This window comes from Microbacterium sp. DT81.1, assembly GCF_049844955.1.
Lineage (GTDB): Bacteria > Actinomycetota > Actinomycetes > Actinomycetales > Microbacteriaceae > Microbacterium.
Genome location: NZ_JBNCMA010000002.1, coordinates 166682 through 180105 on the forward strand (window position 1 = coordinate 166682; position 13424 = coordinate 180105).

13 protein-coding genes are annotated in these 13424 nt (G+C 69.1%); 12 read left to right on the top strand and 1 reads right to left on the bottom strand.

Annotation, left to right across the window (positions count from 1 at the left end):
- The first annotated feature begins 3 nt into the window (after nt 1-3).
- Entirely contained in the window at nt 4-1023 is a 1020-nt protein-coding gene (locus ACLQ2Q_RS05915) for a synaptic vesicle VAT-1 family membrane protein (RefSeq protein ID WP_425818958.1), read from the top strand.
- Between the two features lie 176 nt (nt 1024-1199).
- Nucleotides 1200-1931, top strand: a complete 732-nt coding sequence (locus tag ACLQ2Q_RS05920; protein WP_425818960.1) for an alpha/beta fold hydrolase — start codon at nt 1200-1202, stop codon at nt 1929-1931.
- Between the two features lie 34 nt (nt 1932-1965).
- Here the strand turns inward: ACLQ2Q_RS05920 and ACLQ2Q_RS05925 are convergent, their stop codons facing one another.
- Nucleotides 1966-3000 (bottom strand): DUF4037 domain-containing protein, encoded by a 1035-nt coding sequence (locus ACLQ2Q_RS05925; RefSeq protein WP_425818962.1) that lies wholly within the window; start codon nt 2998-3000, stop codon nt 1966-1968.
- Between the two features lie 248 nt (nt 3001-3248).
- On the opposite strand from ACLQ2Q_RS05925, the gene ACLQ2Q_RS05930 reads away from it, so the two are divergent.
- The 10 genes from ACLQ2Q_RS05930 (at nt 3249) to ACLQ2Q_RS05975 (ending at nt 13275) form a co-directional block, all read left to right on the top strand.
- Nucleotides 3249-4628, top strand: a complete 1380-nt coding sequence (locus ACLQ2Q_RS05930) for an ABC transporter substrate-binding protein (protein ID WP_425818964.1) — start codon at nt 3249-3251, stop codon at nt 4626-4628.
- A 35-nt stretch (nt 4629-4663) separates the two neighbouring features.
- Nucleotides 4664-5650 (top strand): carbohydrate ABC transporter permease, encoded by a 987-nt coding sequence (locus ACLQ2Q_RS05935; RefSeq protein ID WP_425818967.1) that lies wholly within the window; start codon nt 4664-4666, stop codon nt 5648-5650.
- The gene (locus tag ACLQ2Q_RS05940; protein ID WP_425818969.1) at nt 5643-6431 is read left to right on the top strand and encodes a carbohydrate ABC transporter permease; all 789 of its coding nucleotides are present in this window, start codon (nt 5643-5645) and stop codon (nt 6429-6431) included. Before ACLQ2Q_RS05935 ends, ACLQ2Q_RS05940 begins: the two co-directional genes overlap by 8 nt.
- 9 nt (nt 6432-6440) lie before the next feature.
- Nucleotides 6441-7325 carry a substrate-binding domain-containing protein gene (locus tag ACLQ2Q_RS05945; protein WP_425818971.1) on the top strand — a complete coding sequence of 295 codons (885 nt, stop codon included), beginning with the start codon at nt 6441-6443 and terminating at the stop codon, nt 7323-7325.
- Nucleotides 7322-8572 carry an ROK family transcriptional regulator gene (locus ACLQ2Q_RS05950; protein WP_425818974.1) on the top strand — a complete coding sequence of 417 codons (1251 nt, stop codon included), beginning with the start codon at nt 7322-7324 and terminating at the stop codon, nt 8570-8572. The genes ACLQ2Q_RS05945 and ACLQ2Q_RS05950 overlap by 4 nt, the downstream gene beginning before the upstream one ends.
- 127 nt (nt 8573-8699) lie before the next feature.
- Nucleotides 8700-9470, top strand: a complete 771-nt coding sequence (locus ACLQ2Q_RS05955) for a VOC family protein (protein WP_425818976.1) — start codon at nt 8700-8702, stop codon at nt 9468-9470.
- A 1-nt stretch (nt 9471) separates the two neighbouring features.
- Nucleotides 9472-10425, top strand: coding sequence for an aldo/keto reductase (locus tag ACLQ2Q_RS05960; protein ID WP_425818978.1), 954 nt, complete (start codon nt 9472-9474; stop codon nt 10423-10425).
- A gap of 64 nt (nt 10426-10489) precedes the next feature.
- Nucleotides 10490-10867, top strand: a complete 378-nt coding sequence (locus tag ACLQ2Q_RS05965) for a tautomerase family protein (protein ID WP_425818980.1) — start codon at nt 10490-10492, stop codon at nt 10865-10867.
- The gene (locus tag ACLQ2Q_RS05970) at nt 10854-12260 is read left to right on the top strand and encodes a GH1 family beta-glucosidase (protein WP_425818982.1); all 1407 of its coding nucleotides are present in this window, start codon (nt 10854-10856) and stop codon (nt 12258-12260) included. The genes ACLQ2Q_RS05965 and ACLQ2Q_RS05970 overlap by 14 nt, the downstream gene beginning before the upstream one ends.
- An 82-nt stretch (nt 12261-12342) precedes the next feature.
- Entirely contained in the window at nt 12343-13275 is a 933-nt protein-coding gene (locus tag ACLQ2Q_RS05975) for a PfkB family carbohydrate kinase (RefSeq protein ID WP_425818984.1), read from the top strand.
- Nucleotides 13276-13424: the final 149 nt, after the last annotated feature.

Here is a 13424-nt window from a genome sequence, read left to right on the forward strand (position 1 = left end):
ATCATGAAGCGGGTCGTGATCGTCGGCAAGGGTGGCCCCGAACAGCTGCAGGTGCGAGAGGCGCCCGACACCGAGCCGAAGCACGGTGAGGTCCGGATCCGGGTTCGGGCCAGCGGCATCAACTTCGCCGACATCCTGGCGCGCAAGGGTCTTTATCCCGATGCCCCGCGCCTCCCGGCTGTGGTCGGCTACGAGGTCTCCGGCGTGGTGGATCGGGTCGGCGCCGGGGTCGGCGACGCCTTGATGGGCGAGGAGGTCGTGGCTCTGACGCGCTTCGGGGGCTACTCCGACGTCATCTCGGTGCCGGCGGGCCAGGTCTTCCGCAAGCCCGCTGCGCTCTCGCACGAGCAGGCGGCGTCCCTTCCGGTGGCGTACCTCACGGCATGGCAGCTCCTGGTGGTCATGGGTTCGCTCAAGCCTGGCGAAACGGTGCTGATCCACAACGCCGGGGGCGGCGTCGGGCTGGCCGCGATCGACGTCGCGAACCATCTCGGGGCGACGATCTACGGCACTGCAAGCGCCGCCAAGCACGCGTTCCTGCTCGAACGCGGCGTGCACGAGGCCATCGACTACAGGACGACGGACTGGGCCGTCGAGGTGGACCGACTGACCGGTGGCAGGGGAGTGTCGCTCATCATCGATCCTCTGGGCGGGAAGAACGCGAAGAAGAGCTACAACGCCCTCCGTTCGGGCGGCAGGCTCGGGATGTTCGGGATCTCCGCCGCGACTGCCTCCAGACTGCCCGGGCCGCTGGGACTGGGGCGGGTCGCGCTCGGAATGCCGTTCTTCCATCCGGTGTCGCTGATGAATTCGAACCGATCGGTCTTCGGCGTGAATCTCGGGCACATGTGGCACGAGACCGGCATGATCGCGGGCTGGATGCAAGTCCTGCTCGATGGCGTGGCGGAGGGGTGGGTGCGTCCCCATGTGGACCGGACGTTCCCGCTCGAGGATGCCGGAGCCGCACACACATACATCGAGGAGCGCAGGAACACCGGCAAGGTCGTCCTGACCACCACCTGACGCCGCCCCGCCCCGAGATCGGCGATCCGAACGTCGGGTGTCGAAAACCCTGGCGGCGTGCGCCGCGCGCACCCTATGGTGTGCGAGAAGGCTCTCCTCCGGCACCCCGAGTTCCCTCGCAGCTCCACCACCGCAGCCTCACCTCGCCCTTCGGCGCCCCCACAGAAAGAAGTCGCATGTCTGAGAGCAAGCCCACCATCGTCCTCGTCCATGGAGCATGGGCCGACGCGTCCAGCTGGGACGCCGTGACCAGGTCCCTGCAGTCGCAGGGATACACCGTTCTCGCACCGCCGAATGAGCTGCGCGGCCTGCAGTCGGACGCCGCCTACGTCGCGTCCTTCCTCGCCCAGCGCACGACCGGGCCGGTGGTGCTCGTCGGGCACTCCTACGGCGGCGCGGTCATCACGAATGCCGGTGCGCAGGGCGGCGACGTGAAAGCCCTGGTGTACGTGGACGCGTTCATCCCCGACGAGGGGGACACCGTGGTGAGCCTTCTCGCCGGTTCGGGGTCGGCGCTCGACGTCGCCGACCCGACGACCGTGCTCGATGTCGCGGGCTACCCCGGCGCGCCGGAGGGCGCCGCCGAGGCCTTCCTCAAACCCGACACCGTGCACACCGCCTTCGCGCAAGACCTGCCCGAGGCGGACCGCTGGACCATCGTGGCGACGCAGCGACCGGCATCCTTCGTGGCGAACGTCACCCCCTCGGGCGCCCCGGCTTGGAAGACCATCCCCAGCTGGGCGGTGCTGGGCACCGACGACCTGGTCATCCCCATCGGCCTGCAGCGCCGGATGGCCGAACGCGCCGGCGCCACGATCAGCGAGGTCGCCGCCTCCCACGTGTCGATGGTGTCGCAGCCCGAGGCGACCCTCGCGGCGATCCAGGCGGCCGTGGACGCGATCGGCTGACCGGAGGCGCCGGCAGGGCGCGGCCGGCCTCGCCCTAGGGGAAGATGACGCGTCGGCGCTCCTGCGAGTCGACGAGGATGTCGACGAGGTCCGTGCGCTGCTCGATCGACCCGAGCCCTCGCGGCAGTCCGCGGACGTCCTCGTCGCTCACCGCATCGAGCAGGCTCGCCCCGATCGACGGCTCCGGATGCAGGAACGGGCGATCCCAGAACGGGATGGTCGCGTTCGGGATGTCGGTCAGCCCGGCGTCGTTCTGCGTCCGCAGCAGAAGCTGCAGTCCGTCGGCGAGAGCACTCTGGCGGTCCTGCCAGCCGGCCGCCGTCTGCACGCGGTCGATGATCGGGCCGAGCTCGCTCGCGCACGGCAGCCGGTCGAAGAGGGTGCCGAACCACTTCGGGTAGGGCGGGAAGCGCCGCTCCAGCAGGAATGCCAGGTGCATCAACACCTGGGTGAGCCGTGCGGCGATGATCCGCGAGCCGCGTTCGTCGCCGACATCGCCGGCGCGGCCCATCAGCGGCATCTCCTGCTCGAGGCGGATCCAATCGGCGGCGAGGACGTAGCGCCACACGTCATCCGGATACCACTCCAGCGTTCGCCGCGCGGCGCTGATCTCTCCGATCTCATCGGTGAAGAGCGGGCCGGCGGTCACCTCGAGCACGGCTTGACCGGACACAGCCAGCCAGTCCCGCGGGGACGCCCCGTCGCGAGGATCGAAGCCGAGGTGCGCGATCAGGAAGTCGTGCGCCGAGCTCACATCGACGTGATGCCGTTGAGCGCTCCGCCCCGTGAACGCGAACCTCACGGGCAGATCACGGAACTCCGGCGGCAGCGATCGTTCCAGCTCCTCGTCGACGGCGACGACGTCGCCCGGTGGAACGAGCAGATTCAGACGCAGCCCCCAGTCGTGATCTCGCGAGGTCTCGTCGTCGAGCCCCAGCACGTCAGAGCCCGCTCCCAGTCGTCCTGCCGCGTGCGGCATGCCGGGAAATCGCTCGAGGAGGAGCGGTCTCACGACCTCCAGGTAGTAGGCGCGGGAAAGGTCCACACCGTTGGGCCCAGAGGTGGTCACGCGACCATTGTCTCGCGCTTCGGTCCCGCCCAAGGGGCGGCGCTCACGTGCGCACCGGCCGCGTCGCTTCACACCTCCGCTTCATGAAAAGTTACTAACAAAAGTTGTGTAAGTACTTGTGCACCCGGTGGAAGGCCGCATATTCTGGCGATCGTCACAACGTTCCGCCCCCTGCGACGATCCCCCTTCGTCCCCCGCGACGGCACGAGAAGCCCGGTGACCACCACAACGAAGTGAGAGGAACTGCAATGAGGAAGTCCCATGCTCTTGCCGCCAGCGCCCTGACAGCGACTGCCGTTCTCGTCCTGGCCGGGTGCGCCGGTTCGGGCACGAGCGGCGACGCCGACGCCGAACCGGCCGATTCCGGCGAGGTGACCTGGTGGGGATGGACGCCCGACACCCCGGTGGCAGAGCGCTACATCGAGGAGTTCAACAAGGAGTACCCCGACATCGAGGTCACCTACCGCAACTTCGAGAACGTCGACTTCCGCAACACCATCGTCCCGGCGCTGGAGTCCGGTGAGGGACCCGATGTCTTCGACCTCTCGCCCGCCGGCGGCACCCCCGATCTCTGGGGCCCGTACGCCATCGACCTCGCGCCGCTGGCGGAGGAGACACTGGGAGAGGACTGGGAGTCCGGATTCGCCAGCGACTACGCCGATCAGCTCAAGGACGCGGAGGGGCGTCAGGTCTCCCTCCCGCTCGGCGGCATGTCAGCCGGCTTCGTCTGGTACAACGCCGACATCTTCGCGGAAGCGGGCGCCGAGGTCCCCACCGACTACGACTCGTGGGTCGACGCGTGCGAGAAGATCAGCGCCATCGGCAAGGAGTGCTTCACCATGGGCGCGGGCGGCGAGGACACCTTCCCGACCGAGATGTACCACGCGATCGCCAACTCGGTGGATCCCGACTACTTCATCGCGGCCGCCACCGGCAAGGCGCGGTGGGACGACCCCGAGGGCATCGAAGTGCTCGAGATCATCCAGCGCATGCAGGAGGACGGCATCATCGCCGCGAACGCGCTCGACGGACCGCAGTATCCGCTGGCGAACGAGGCCTTCATGAAGGAGGACGCCGCGATGGTGCAGATGGGCTTCTGGTACACCCAGTACGCCGGTGCCGAGTCGTGCAAGGCGGCGATGGAAGCGGCCGGTGTGAGCAGCCCCGAGTGCTTCGTCCAGCTGCCGGCGGAATTCCCGGACGTGGCCGGCAAGGGCAACGGATCGATCCCGTTCGGCGAGGGCGACTACGGCCTGGCGATCAACAGTGAGTCGCCGAACATCGGTGCCGCCAAGACGTTCGTGCAGTGGATGACGATGTCCGACACGGGGCAGCAGAACGTCGCGAACGCGATCGACCTGCTGCCGGCGCTCGAGGGTGTGAGCCCCGACTGGTCGGCGATCAGCCTCGTCGACGATGATGTGCAGCGCCCCGCCATCGAGGAGCTCATCGCGTCGAGCGCATCGTCCACGCAGTCCCGCCAGTGGCAGACGACGGAGACGACCCTGGATGCGATCGTCATCGCGATCCAGCAGGTGCTCGACCCGACGGTGGACAAGTCCATCGAGGACATCGCGGCGGAGATGCAGGCGACCGCCGAGCCGAGCTCCGTCGGCGTGGACGACTGAGCGCGCGGCATCCGGATCGAACGACGGGAATCGACATGACCACGGTCGCAGAGCGCACGCAGGGCTCGCCGAGCCCCGCCCCTCGCGATGGACGCGGCAGACGGGGAGGGCGGGCCAGGAGGTCCGCCCCCCTCATCCCCCCGGGACTCCGCTGGATCCTGCCCGGATTCATCATCTCGGTCGGGCTGATCTACTACAGCGTCGTCTATTCCGGCTACCTGTCGTTCTTCGACTGGCGCGGGGGCCGGGCGCCGATGATGCCGGTGGGCATCGACAACTATGTCGAGGCGTTCACCGACCCCGTCTTCTGGACGGCGATCCGCAACACCGTGATCTACTTCGTGGTCGTCTTCACGGTGCAGGTCATCGGCGGTGTGCTGTTCGCCGCGGCGCTTCATTCGAAGGTGCTGTTCGGGAATCTCTACAAGGTGATCATCGTCATCCCGGTCGTGGTGGCGCCGGCCACGCTCGCACCCGCGCACATCCAGGTGTGGCAGTCCGACGGCACCTTCAACGCGATCCTCGAGGCCATCGGGCTGGGCGCGTTGACGCAGTCGTGGATCGGACAGTCGACGACGTCGTTGATGGTCGTGATCGTCGTCGGATGCTGGGGCTCGATCGGATTCGGATTCATCCTGTACTACGGCGCGATGACGCAGGTCGACCCCGAGATGATCGAGGCCGGCCGCGTGGACGGAGCAGGAAACCTCCGCGTGCTCTTCTCGCTCGTGCTGCCCAGCATGCGCCCGATCACGATCTCCCTGGCGATTCTCAACCTCATCACCGCGCTCAAGCTGTTCGACAACGTCTGGCTGATCACGCAGGGCGGACCGGCGAACTCCTCGGCGTTCCTCGGCACGATGATCTACTCCGAGACCGCGGCGTCGGACCGCAACCTGGGGTACGCGTCGGCGCTGTCGATCATCCTGCTGGTGATCGCGGTGGTCACCTCGGTGCTGATCCAGCTTCGATCGCGCGAGCGACGGGTGAAGCCGATCCTGGAGGCGGCGAAGAATGTTTGAGACACGTTCCCGCCTCTCTCGGGCGGTGCTGCAGATCGTTCTCACGATCGCCGTCATCCCGTTCCTCATCCCCATCTATACGATGGTCGCGAGGTCCTTCGAGGGCGCGGGGTGGGGGAACTACGCGGCCGTTCTCGGAGTGCCGGGCTTCGCCCGGTTCTTCCTGAACTCCGCCATCGTCGCGGGCGGCTCGATCGTTCTCGTCTACGTGACGACGATGATGGCGGCCTTCGGGTTCTCCAAGCTGCGCATCCGCAACAAGGAGGTCTACTTCTGGCTGATGATGGTCGCACTGACCTTGCCGGAGGTCGTGCTCATCGCGCCGTTGTACGCGACAGCCGTCAGCCTCGGGCTGCTCGGTACCTTCTGGTCCGTGATCCTCCCGATCGTCGCCCTGCAGATCCCCTTCACCGTGCTCATCGCGCGGGGCTACGTCGACGGCATCCCCGACACTCTCTTCGAGGCGGCGAGGCTCGACGGCGCCGGCACCTGGCGGATGTTCTGGTCGGTGCTCGTGCCGCTGGCGCGGCCCATCGCCGTTGCTCTTCTGGTGCTCGTGCTCATCAACGCGTGGAACGCCTACCTGCTGCCGAAGGTCTTCCTCATCAACGACGACATGGGCGTGGTCACGCTGCTGCCCGAGTTCTTCCGCCGGCAGTACAACGACGACACCCCCAAGGTGCTCGCCGCCGCCGTGGTCACCGCCATCCCGACGATCGTCGCCTACATCGCGCTCCAGAAGCAGTTCGAGCGCGGCATGGCAGCCGGTGCCATCAAGTAGGCGGCCCCTATGATGAGTGCGATCGACACAGACCTGGCCACGGCGGCTCCTCCCGGCCTCCGGCGCCGGCCGCGCCGGGGCTTCCACCAGGCCGCGAACGACGGGGACCGGATGACGGGGATCGGGCTCGCTATCGCGGCCGGCAACGCCGACGACCACTTCGTCGCCGCTCTCGCACACGCGCTCGCCGAGCCGCTCATCACCCAGGGGATCGGGCTCTTCACCCGTGTCGTCCACGACGACGCATCGGAGGAGGGCATCTACCGCCACTGGGCCGACTCCGAGGGCATCTCCGGCGTGGCCCTTCTCGGCGCCGGACGGAACGACGCGCGCATTCCGCTGCTGCGATCCCTGGGGCTCCCCTTCGCCGCGGTCGTCGACGCCGGAGAGGCCGCCGACTTTCCCGCGGTCCTCATCGACGTCTCGGCTGCCGTGGACATCGTGCGCTCCTTCCTCGAAGGCGGTCGCCATGACCGGATCGTCTACATCGTCGGGCCGACCCCCTCGATCACCTCGCAGTCCAGGGCGGCGGCCCTCGCCGAGCAGTTCGCCGTGGTGCGCACCGACCGCTCCGCGGCGTCCGCCGTCGTGGCCGCCGCCGCCGTGATCGCCGACGGCCCCGCCGCGCTCCTCTTCGACAGCGATGTGCACGCGGCGGCGGCGCTCGCGGCTTTCGCCGAGCGGGGGCTCCGCATCCCGGATGACGTCTCGATCGTCTCGTGGACGGACTCGTCGCTCTGCCAGAGCACGTCGCCGTCCATCACGGCGATCAACCGCCGCGGGAGCGAGATCGGGGCGCTGCTGGGTGCCCAGGTGCTCGCGGCGATCCGGGGGGACGCCGTGGCCACGGTCGACGCGCCGCATCCGTTCGTCGTCGTGCGGGAGAGCGCATGAGTGTGGCACGCCGGCTCGGGCCGTCCTCCGAGAACACCCGGAGCGCGGTGCTCGACCTCATCCGCTCCAGCGGCACGGTGAGCCGCATCGAACTCGCCGAGATGTCGGGTCTGACGGCGACCTCCATCACGCGCATCATCAAGTCGCTCATCGACGCCGGTCTGGTCGTGGAGACGGGATACGGGGATTCGACGGGCGGCAAGCGCCCGAGCCTGATCGAGCTCAATCTGCTCGCGCGCTACGCGGTCGGCGTGTCGCTCGATGATGCCCGCTTGACGTACGTGGTCACGGATCTGGGCGGCAACCTCGTCGGGCAGCTGGTGACTCCCGGCATCGACAAGAGCCCGCCGAGCGATGTCGTCACCCGCATGGCCGAGGAGCTGGACGAGCTGTTCCGCGACCTCGACATCCCCCGAGCGAGCGTCGTCGGCGTCGGGGTGGCGGGCGCCGGCCTCGACATCCGCGCCGGCGCCGAACGGCTCTCGCTGACGGCGGACGAGTGGGAGTCGTTCGCCGTGCAGGAGGCGCTCGAGCTCAGCACCGGTCTGCCCACCGTGCGCGACAACGACGCCGCGTGCGCCGCGCTCGGCCAGTTCTGGGCTGGTCGCATGCCGGCGACCGACGACTTCGCCACGCTCTTCATGTCGAACGGCTTCGGCCTCGGCCTCATGACCGGGGGAAGCCTCAGCCGGGGCTCGTCGTCGAACGTCGGCGAGATCGGCCATATGGTGCTCGAGATCGACGGGCCGGACTGCTGGTGCGGGTCACGGGGCTGCCTCGAGATCCTCGCGGCGCCGCGGGCCATCGTCGCGATCGCGTTGACCGACGAGGGGCTGGCGTCGGACCTCGCCCTCGCCGGCGGCGACCGCAACGTGCGGCACGACTTCGACGCGGTCGCCCGGGCTGCAGGGCGCGGAGAGCCGCGCAGCCTGGCGATCATCGAGCGCTCGGCCCGCTACGTGGCGGCGGCGATGCTCTCGGTCGTCAACGTGCTGGACCTGGACCGCATCTACCTGGCCGGTCCTGGCTTCGCCGACGCCGGCGCGATCTACGTCCGCCACATCCGGGAGACCATCGCGCGGCTCGCACGCACCCGGGCGGTGCACGGGGTCGCTGTGGAGCTCTCCGACCCGGGGCTGGATGCGGCCGCGCTCGGCGCGGCATCGCTCGCCCTGCAGCACGTCCTGACGCCGCATACCCGCTCGACCCGCCCCGCGCTCGACGTCGCCGCGGCGCCGAGGGCATGAGAGCGGCGGCATCCGCGAACCTCCTGCAACGGGCCCCCCAACTTAGAACCACAAGCTTAGAAAGTAAGTTCACAACCCCGACCGCAGATCCGCTGCGCTCCTCAACCCCATCAGAAAGGACTGGCCCGTGGCCATCGCGTCCGTACTCATCAACGTCGCCGACATCGACCGTTCCGTCGACTTCTACACGCGTTTCCTCGGGCTCGTGCCCGTCGAGGTGACGTCGGGGAGCGCGGTGCTCGATGCCGTGACCGCGACGGTCCGCCTCGTGCGCCTCGACCAGCCCGGCGAGTCGAGCTGGATCGCCGACGACCTGCAGGCCGGATTCCGGCACATCGGATTCAAGGTGGCGGATCTCGACGAGCGGGTGCAGGCTCTCCGGAACGCCGACGTGCCGTTCCAGCTCGAGCCGATCCACGCCGAGGGCGACGTCCGCATCACCTTCTTCTACGACCCCGACGGCACCCTTCTCGAACTCGTCGAAGGACCGCTCCAGTATCACGAGGTCTACGACCGTGCCGAGGTCGACAGGGACTGGGGGCTCGGCACCCCCGACCGCCCGCGGTTCGACCACGTGGCGGAGACGGTGAACGACGCGCACGCCACGCACGAGTACTTCGCCGGTCTCGGCTTCGCGCTGATGGGCGGCATCCACCAGCCGAGCGATCCGCGAGGCTTCGAGATCACCTACCTGCACGGCGGCGACACCTCGATCGAGATCTTCGAGTTCAGCGGCGCCGAGAAGAGCGCGCGCGCCCCTCAGCTCGACGCGCCGGGCTTCGTCGCGGTCGAGTTGCAGGGTGAGCCTCCCGCCGCGGCGGCACCGCTCGGCGAGGCGCACGGCCGCCGCCTGTACGCCGACCCGGACGGTCTGGTCCAGGCGATCGCCGGGGCCTGAGGTGCCCTGGGAACTGCGTCCGCTCGGCTCGACGGGTCTTCGCGTCAGCCCCATCACGCTCGGGGGCGGGCCGCTCGGCGGGATGCCGGAGAACTTCGGCTACGACGTCGACGAGGACGACGCCGTGGCGCTGGTGCGAGCGGTGCTCGAGAGCGACATCCGGACGATCGACACGTCCAACGGATACTCCGGCGGACGCAGCGAGCAGCGGATCGGACGGGCGATCGGCGAGCACGGAGGTCTGCCCTCGGACGTCGTGGTCATCACGAAGGTCGACCCCCGCGACGGCGACTACGGCGGCGACCGCGTTCGGCGATCACTGGCGGAGAGCGAGGAGAGGCTCGGGATCACCCCCCTTCCGCTGGTGCACCTGCACGACCCGGAGTTCCACGACTTCGATGAGATGACGAAGCCCGGCGGTGCCGTCGCGGCGCTCATCGAGGCGCGGAACCGCGGCGAGATCGAGCACATCGGCCTCGCCGGGGGGAACGTGCACGAGATCGCCCGGTATCTCGAGCTCGGCGTCTTCGAGGTGCTGCTCGTGCACAACCGATGGACCCTGGTCGACCGCAGCGCGGGCAACCTGCTGCGCACCGCGGAGCGGCTGGGGGTCGCGGTGGTGAACGCCGCCGTGCTCGGCGGCGGCATCCTCGCGGACATGACCGGTGCCAACACCAGTTACGGCTATCGACCGGCCTCGCCGGCGACCCTCGATGCGGTGAGGCGGATGCGGGAGGTCTGCGTCCGCTGGGGCACGGACCTCGCCACGGCCGCCATCCGCTTCTCGACGCGCGACCCCCGATTCGCGTCGACCATCGTGGGCATCAGCAAGCCGGAGCGCATCGCATCCATGATCGCCGCCGCCACCGCGCAGCTGCCCGAGCCGTTCTGGGAGGAGCTCGAGTCCCTGCTGCCGTCGGCCGACCACTGGCTCGACGGCCCGAAACCGGCCTGACCCCTCGACCCCATCCAGTCCGCTGCGGGAACCGCAGCACCCAACCCGTATGAAGGAGATCACCATGCCCCTTGTCCGCGTCGACATCCACCGCCATCTCGCCGCTCTGCGGCCCGAAATGAGCGAGGCCATCCACCGCGCCCTCGTCGAGGGGTGGGAGATGCCCGCCGACGACCTCTTCCAGATCTTCCAGGTGCACGAGCCCGGCGACCTGTTCTACAGCCGCACGTTTCCGGAGGCCGACCGATCCGACATCGTCTTCGTGCAGATCCTCGCGTTCACGGGCTACAGCCCCGAGGTGAAGCAGAGGAGTGCGGCTCTGATCGCCGACCGCCTGGCGGCCCTCGGCATCAAGCGCGACGACATCCTGATCGCCCTCAGCGAGAACGGTGACGGCGACTGGCTGGCTCCGGCCGCGGAGGTGACCCGTGCAGCGGTCTGACTTCTCCGAGGACTTCGTGTGGGGCACCGCCACGGCGGCCTATCAGATCGAAGGCGCCGTTCAGGAGGACGGTCGCGGGCCGAGCATCTGGGACACGTTCAGTCGCAAGCCCGGTGCCGTGCTCGGCGGCGACACGGGCGACATCGCCGATGACCACTACCACCGGTTCCGCGAGGACGTGGCGCTCATGGCCGACCTGGGGGTGAACGCCTACAGGTTCTCGATCGCGTGGACGCGCGTTCAGCCGACCGGCAGTGGTCCCGCGAACCAGGCGGGCATCGACTTCTACCGGCGGCTCGCCGACACGCTCGGCGAGCACGGGATCACACCGTGGGCGACCCTCTATCACTGGGATCTCCCGCAGACGCTCGAGGACACCGGCGGCTGGCTGCGGCGGGACACGGCACTGCGATTCGCCGAGTACGCCGGCATCGCGGTCGACCGCCTCGGCGATGCGGTCTCGGACTGGATCACGCTCAACGAGCCGTGGTGCTCGGCTTTCCTGGGCTACGCCAGCGGCCACCACGCGCCGGGTCGTCACGAGGGGAGCCGCTCCCTGCACGCCGCCCATCACCTCCTGCTGGGTCACGGCCATGCCATGACGGCGATCCGCGCGGCGCGCCCCGACGCGAATGCGGGTATCACCCTCAATCTCTACTCCGTGCGTCCGGCGAGTGGAACGGCGGAAGACGTCGACGCCGCCCGCCGCATCGACGGGCTGAGCAATCGGCTGTTCCTCGACCCCGTGCTGCGGGGCCAGTACCCGCAGGACGTGCTGAATGACGCCGGCGAGGCGGATTGGTTCGCCGAGAACGCGACGGCGGAGGACCTCGCCCTCATCTCCGCGCCGATCGACTTCCTCGGCATCAACTACTACAGCCGCCACACGGTGGCCGCGGGGTCGGCCGCGACAGACGCCAGCGCGTACCCGGGGAGCGAGTCCGCCGTCATGATCGACACCGGCGCGCCGCGCACGCAGATGGGCTGGGAGATCCACCCCCACGGCATGCTCGATGTGCTCGAAATGGCCCACGAGCGTGCTCCCGAGCTGCCGCTGTACATCACCGAGAACGGGTCGGCGTATGAGGACGAGGTGTCTGAGAACGGCAATGTGGACGACCCGGATCGGCTCGACTACCTCCGCGCGCACATCGACGCGTGTCGCCAGGCAATCGAGCGCGGGCTTCCCCTGGCGGGCTACTTCGTCTGGTCGTTGATGGACAACTTCGAGTGGGCGTGGGGATACCACCGGCGATTCGGGATCGTGCACGTGGACTACGACACCCAGGTGCGCACGCCGAAAGCGAGCGGGATGTGGTTCTCCCGGTTCTTGGGCGGACGCATCGGGCGGCGGAGCCGCGAGGGCGTCGACGAAACGGTTGAGGTGGCGTAGCGCGGTCGGTCGAGGCGGCGTGCAGTACTCCTCGATTCAGGGTGCGCCTGCGCATGCTGGGGCTGCCTGAGAGGATGTGCCTGTGAAGGTAGCGGTGGTCGGAAGCATCAATCTGGACGTCGTCGCCCGGGTTCCGCACATCCCTGCACCGGGGGAGACGCTCCTTGCGCGCGGCTCATCGCGCGGCGGCGGTGGGAAGGGGGCCAATCAGGCGGTGGCCGCCGCCCGCGCAGGCGGCGCACTCGTCGCGTTCATCGGCTCGGTGGGCGAGGACGGCGACGGGCAGGCGCTTCGCGCCGCGCTGGAGCTGGACGGGATCGACGTCACGGGGCTGGAGTCCATCGGCGCGCCCACGGGCGTGGCGCTCATCTCGGTGGCCGATGACGGCGAGAACGCGATCGTCGTGATCTCCGGTGCCAATGCCGTGGATGCGCCCCTCTCGGGACGTCAGCGGGCGCTGATCTCGACCGCCGACGTTGTCGTGGCACAGCTGGAGATCCCACCGGCTCGCGTGCTCCAGGCGTCGGGCCTCCGAAAGCCCGGTGCGCTGTTCGTCCTCAACGCCTCCCCGGCATCGCCTCTCGCCGAGGAGGATGTCGCGCGCAGGCTCCTCTCCGCGGTCGACGTCGTCCTGGTGAACGAGCACGAGCTGCGCGACATCGCGGGATCCGAGACCGGGACGGTGGATGCCGCGATCGACCTCCTGACGGAGCGCGTCGGCGCTCTCGTCGTGACGCTCGGGGCGGACGGATCGATCATCGCGGTGGGTGCGGAGCGCAGGAGCGTTCCCGCGTTCCTCGTCGAGCCGGTCGACACGACGGGCGCCGGCGATACGTATTGCGGCGTGCTGGCCGCGCACCTTGCGGCCGGGCAGGGCGCGCTCACGATCGACGGGATCGCGGACGCAGCGCGCCTCGCCGGTGCGGCGGCCGCCCTCGCCGTAGGAAAGGCGGGCGCGCAGGCGTCCGTTCCGACGGCGGAGGAAGTGGACGACCTGCTCGCCGGGGCATCCTGAGCGACGACTTCGATCCGCTGGCCCCGCGGGCCATCGATCGCTGACGGGACGTTCCGCCGCATCCGTTCGTGTACCACTCGGTGGGCCGGAGCCTTGCCTCCCCTCGCGAGCGACGGTTAGCGTCCAGGCGCCGGATGGCCGAACCGATC

What these genes read in the sequence shown, in the direction of transcription:
- ACLQ2Q_RS05930 (WP_425818964.1), top strand. Translation starts at nt 3,249, where the DNA reads ATGAGGAAGTCCCATGCTCTTGCCGCCAGCGCCCTGACAGCGACTGCC.
- ACLQ2Q_RS05965 (WP_425818980.1), top strand. Translation starts at nt 10,490, where the DNA reads ATGCCCCTTGTCCGCGTCGACATCCACCGCCATCTCGCCGCTCTGCGG.
- ACLQ2Q_RS05920 (WP_425818960.1), top strand. Translation starts at nt 1,200, where the DNA reads ATGTCTGAGAGCAAGCCCACCATCGTCCTCGTCCATGGAGCATGGGCC.
- ACLQ2Q_RS05945 (WP_425818971.1), top strand. Translation starts at nt 6,441, where the DNA reads ATGATGAGTGCGATCGACACAGACCTGGCCACGGCGGCTCCTCCCGGC.
- ACLQ2Q_RS05950 (WP_425818974.1), top strand. Translation starts at nt 7,322, where the DNA reads ATGAGTGTGGCACGCCGGCTCGGGCCGTCCTCCGAGAACACCCGGAGC.
- ACLQ2Q_RS05935 (WP_425818967.1), top strand. Translation starts at nt 4,664, where the DNA reads ATGACCACGGTCGCAGAGCGCACGCAGGGCTCGCCGAGCCCCGCCCCT.
- ACLQ2Q_RS05940 (WP_425818969.1), top strand. Translation starts at nt 5,643, where the DNA reads ATGTTTGAGACACGTTCCCGCCTCTCTCGGGCGGTGCTGCAGATCGTT.
- ACLQ2Q_RS05915 (WP_425818958.1), top strand. Translation starts at nt 4, where the DNA reads ATGAAGCGGGTCGTGATCGTCGGCAAGGGTGGCCCCGAACAGCTGCAG.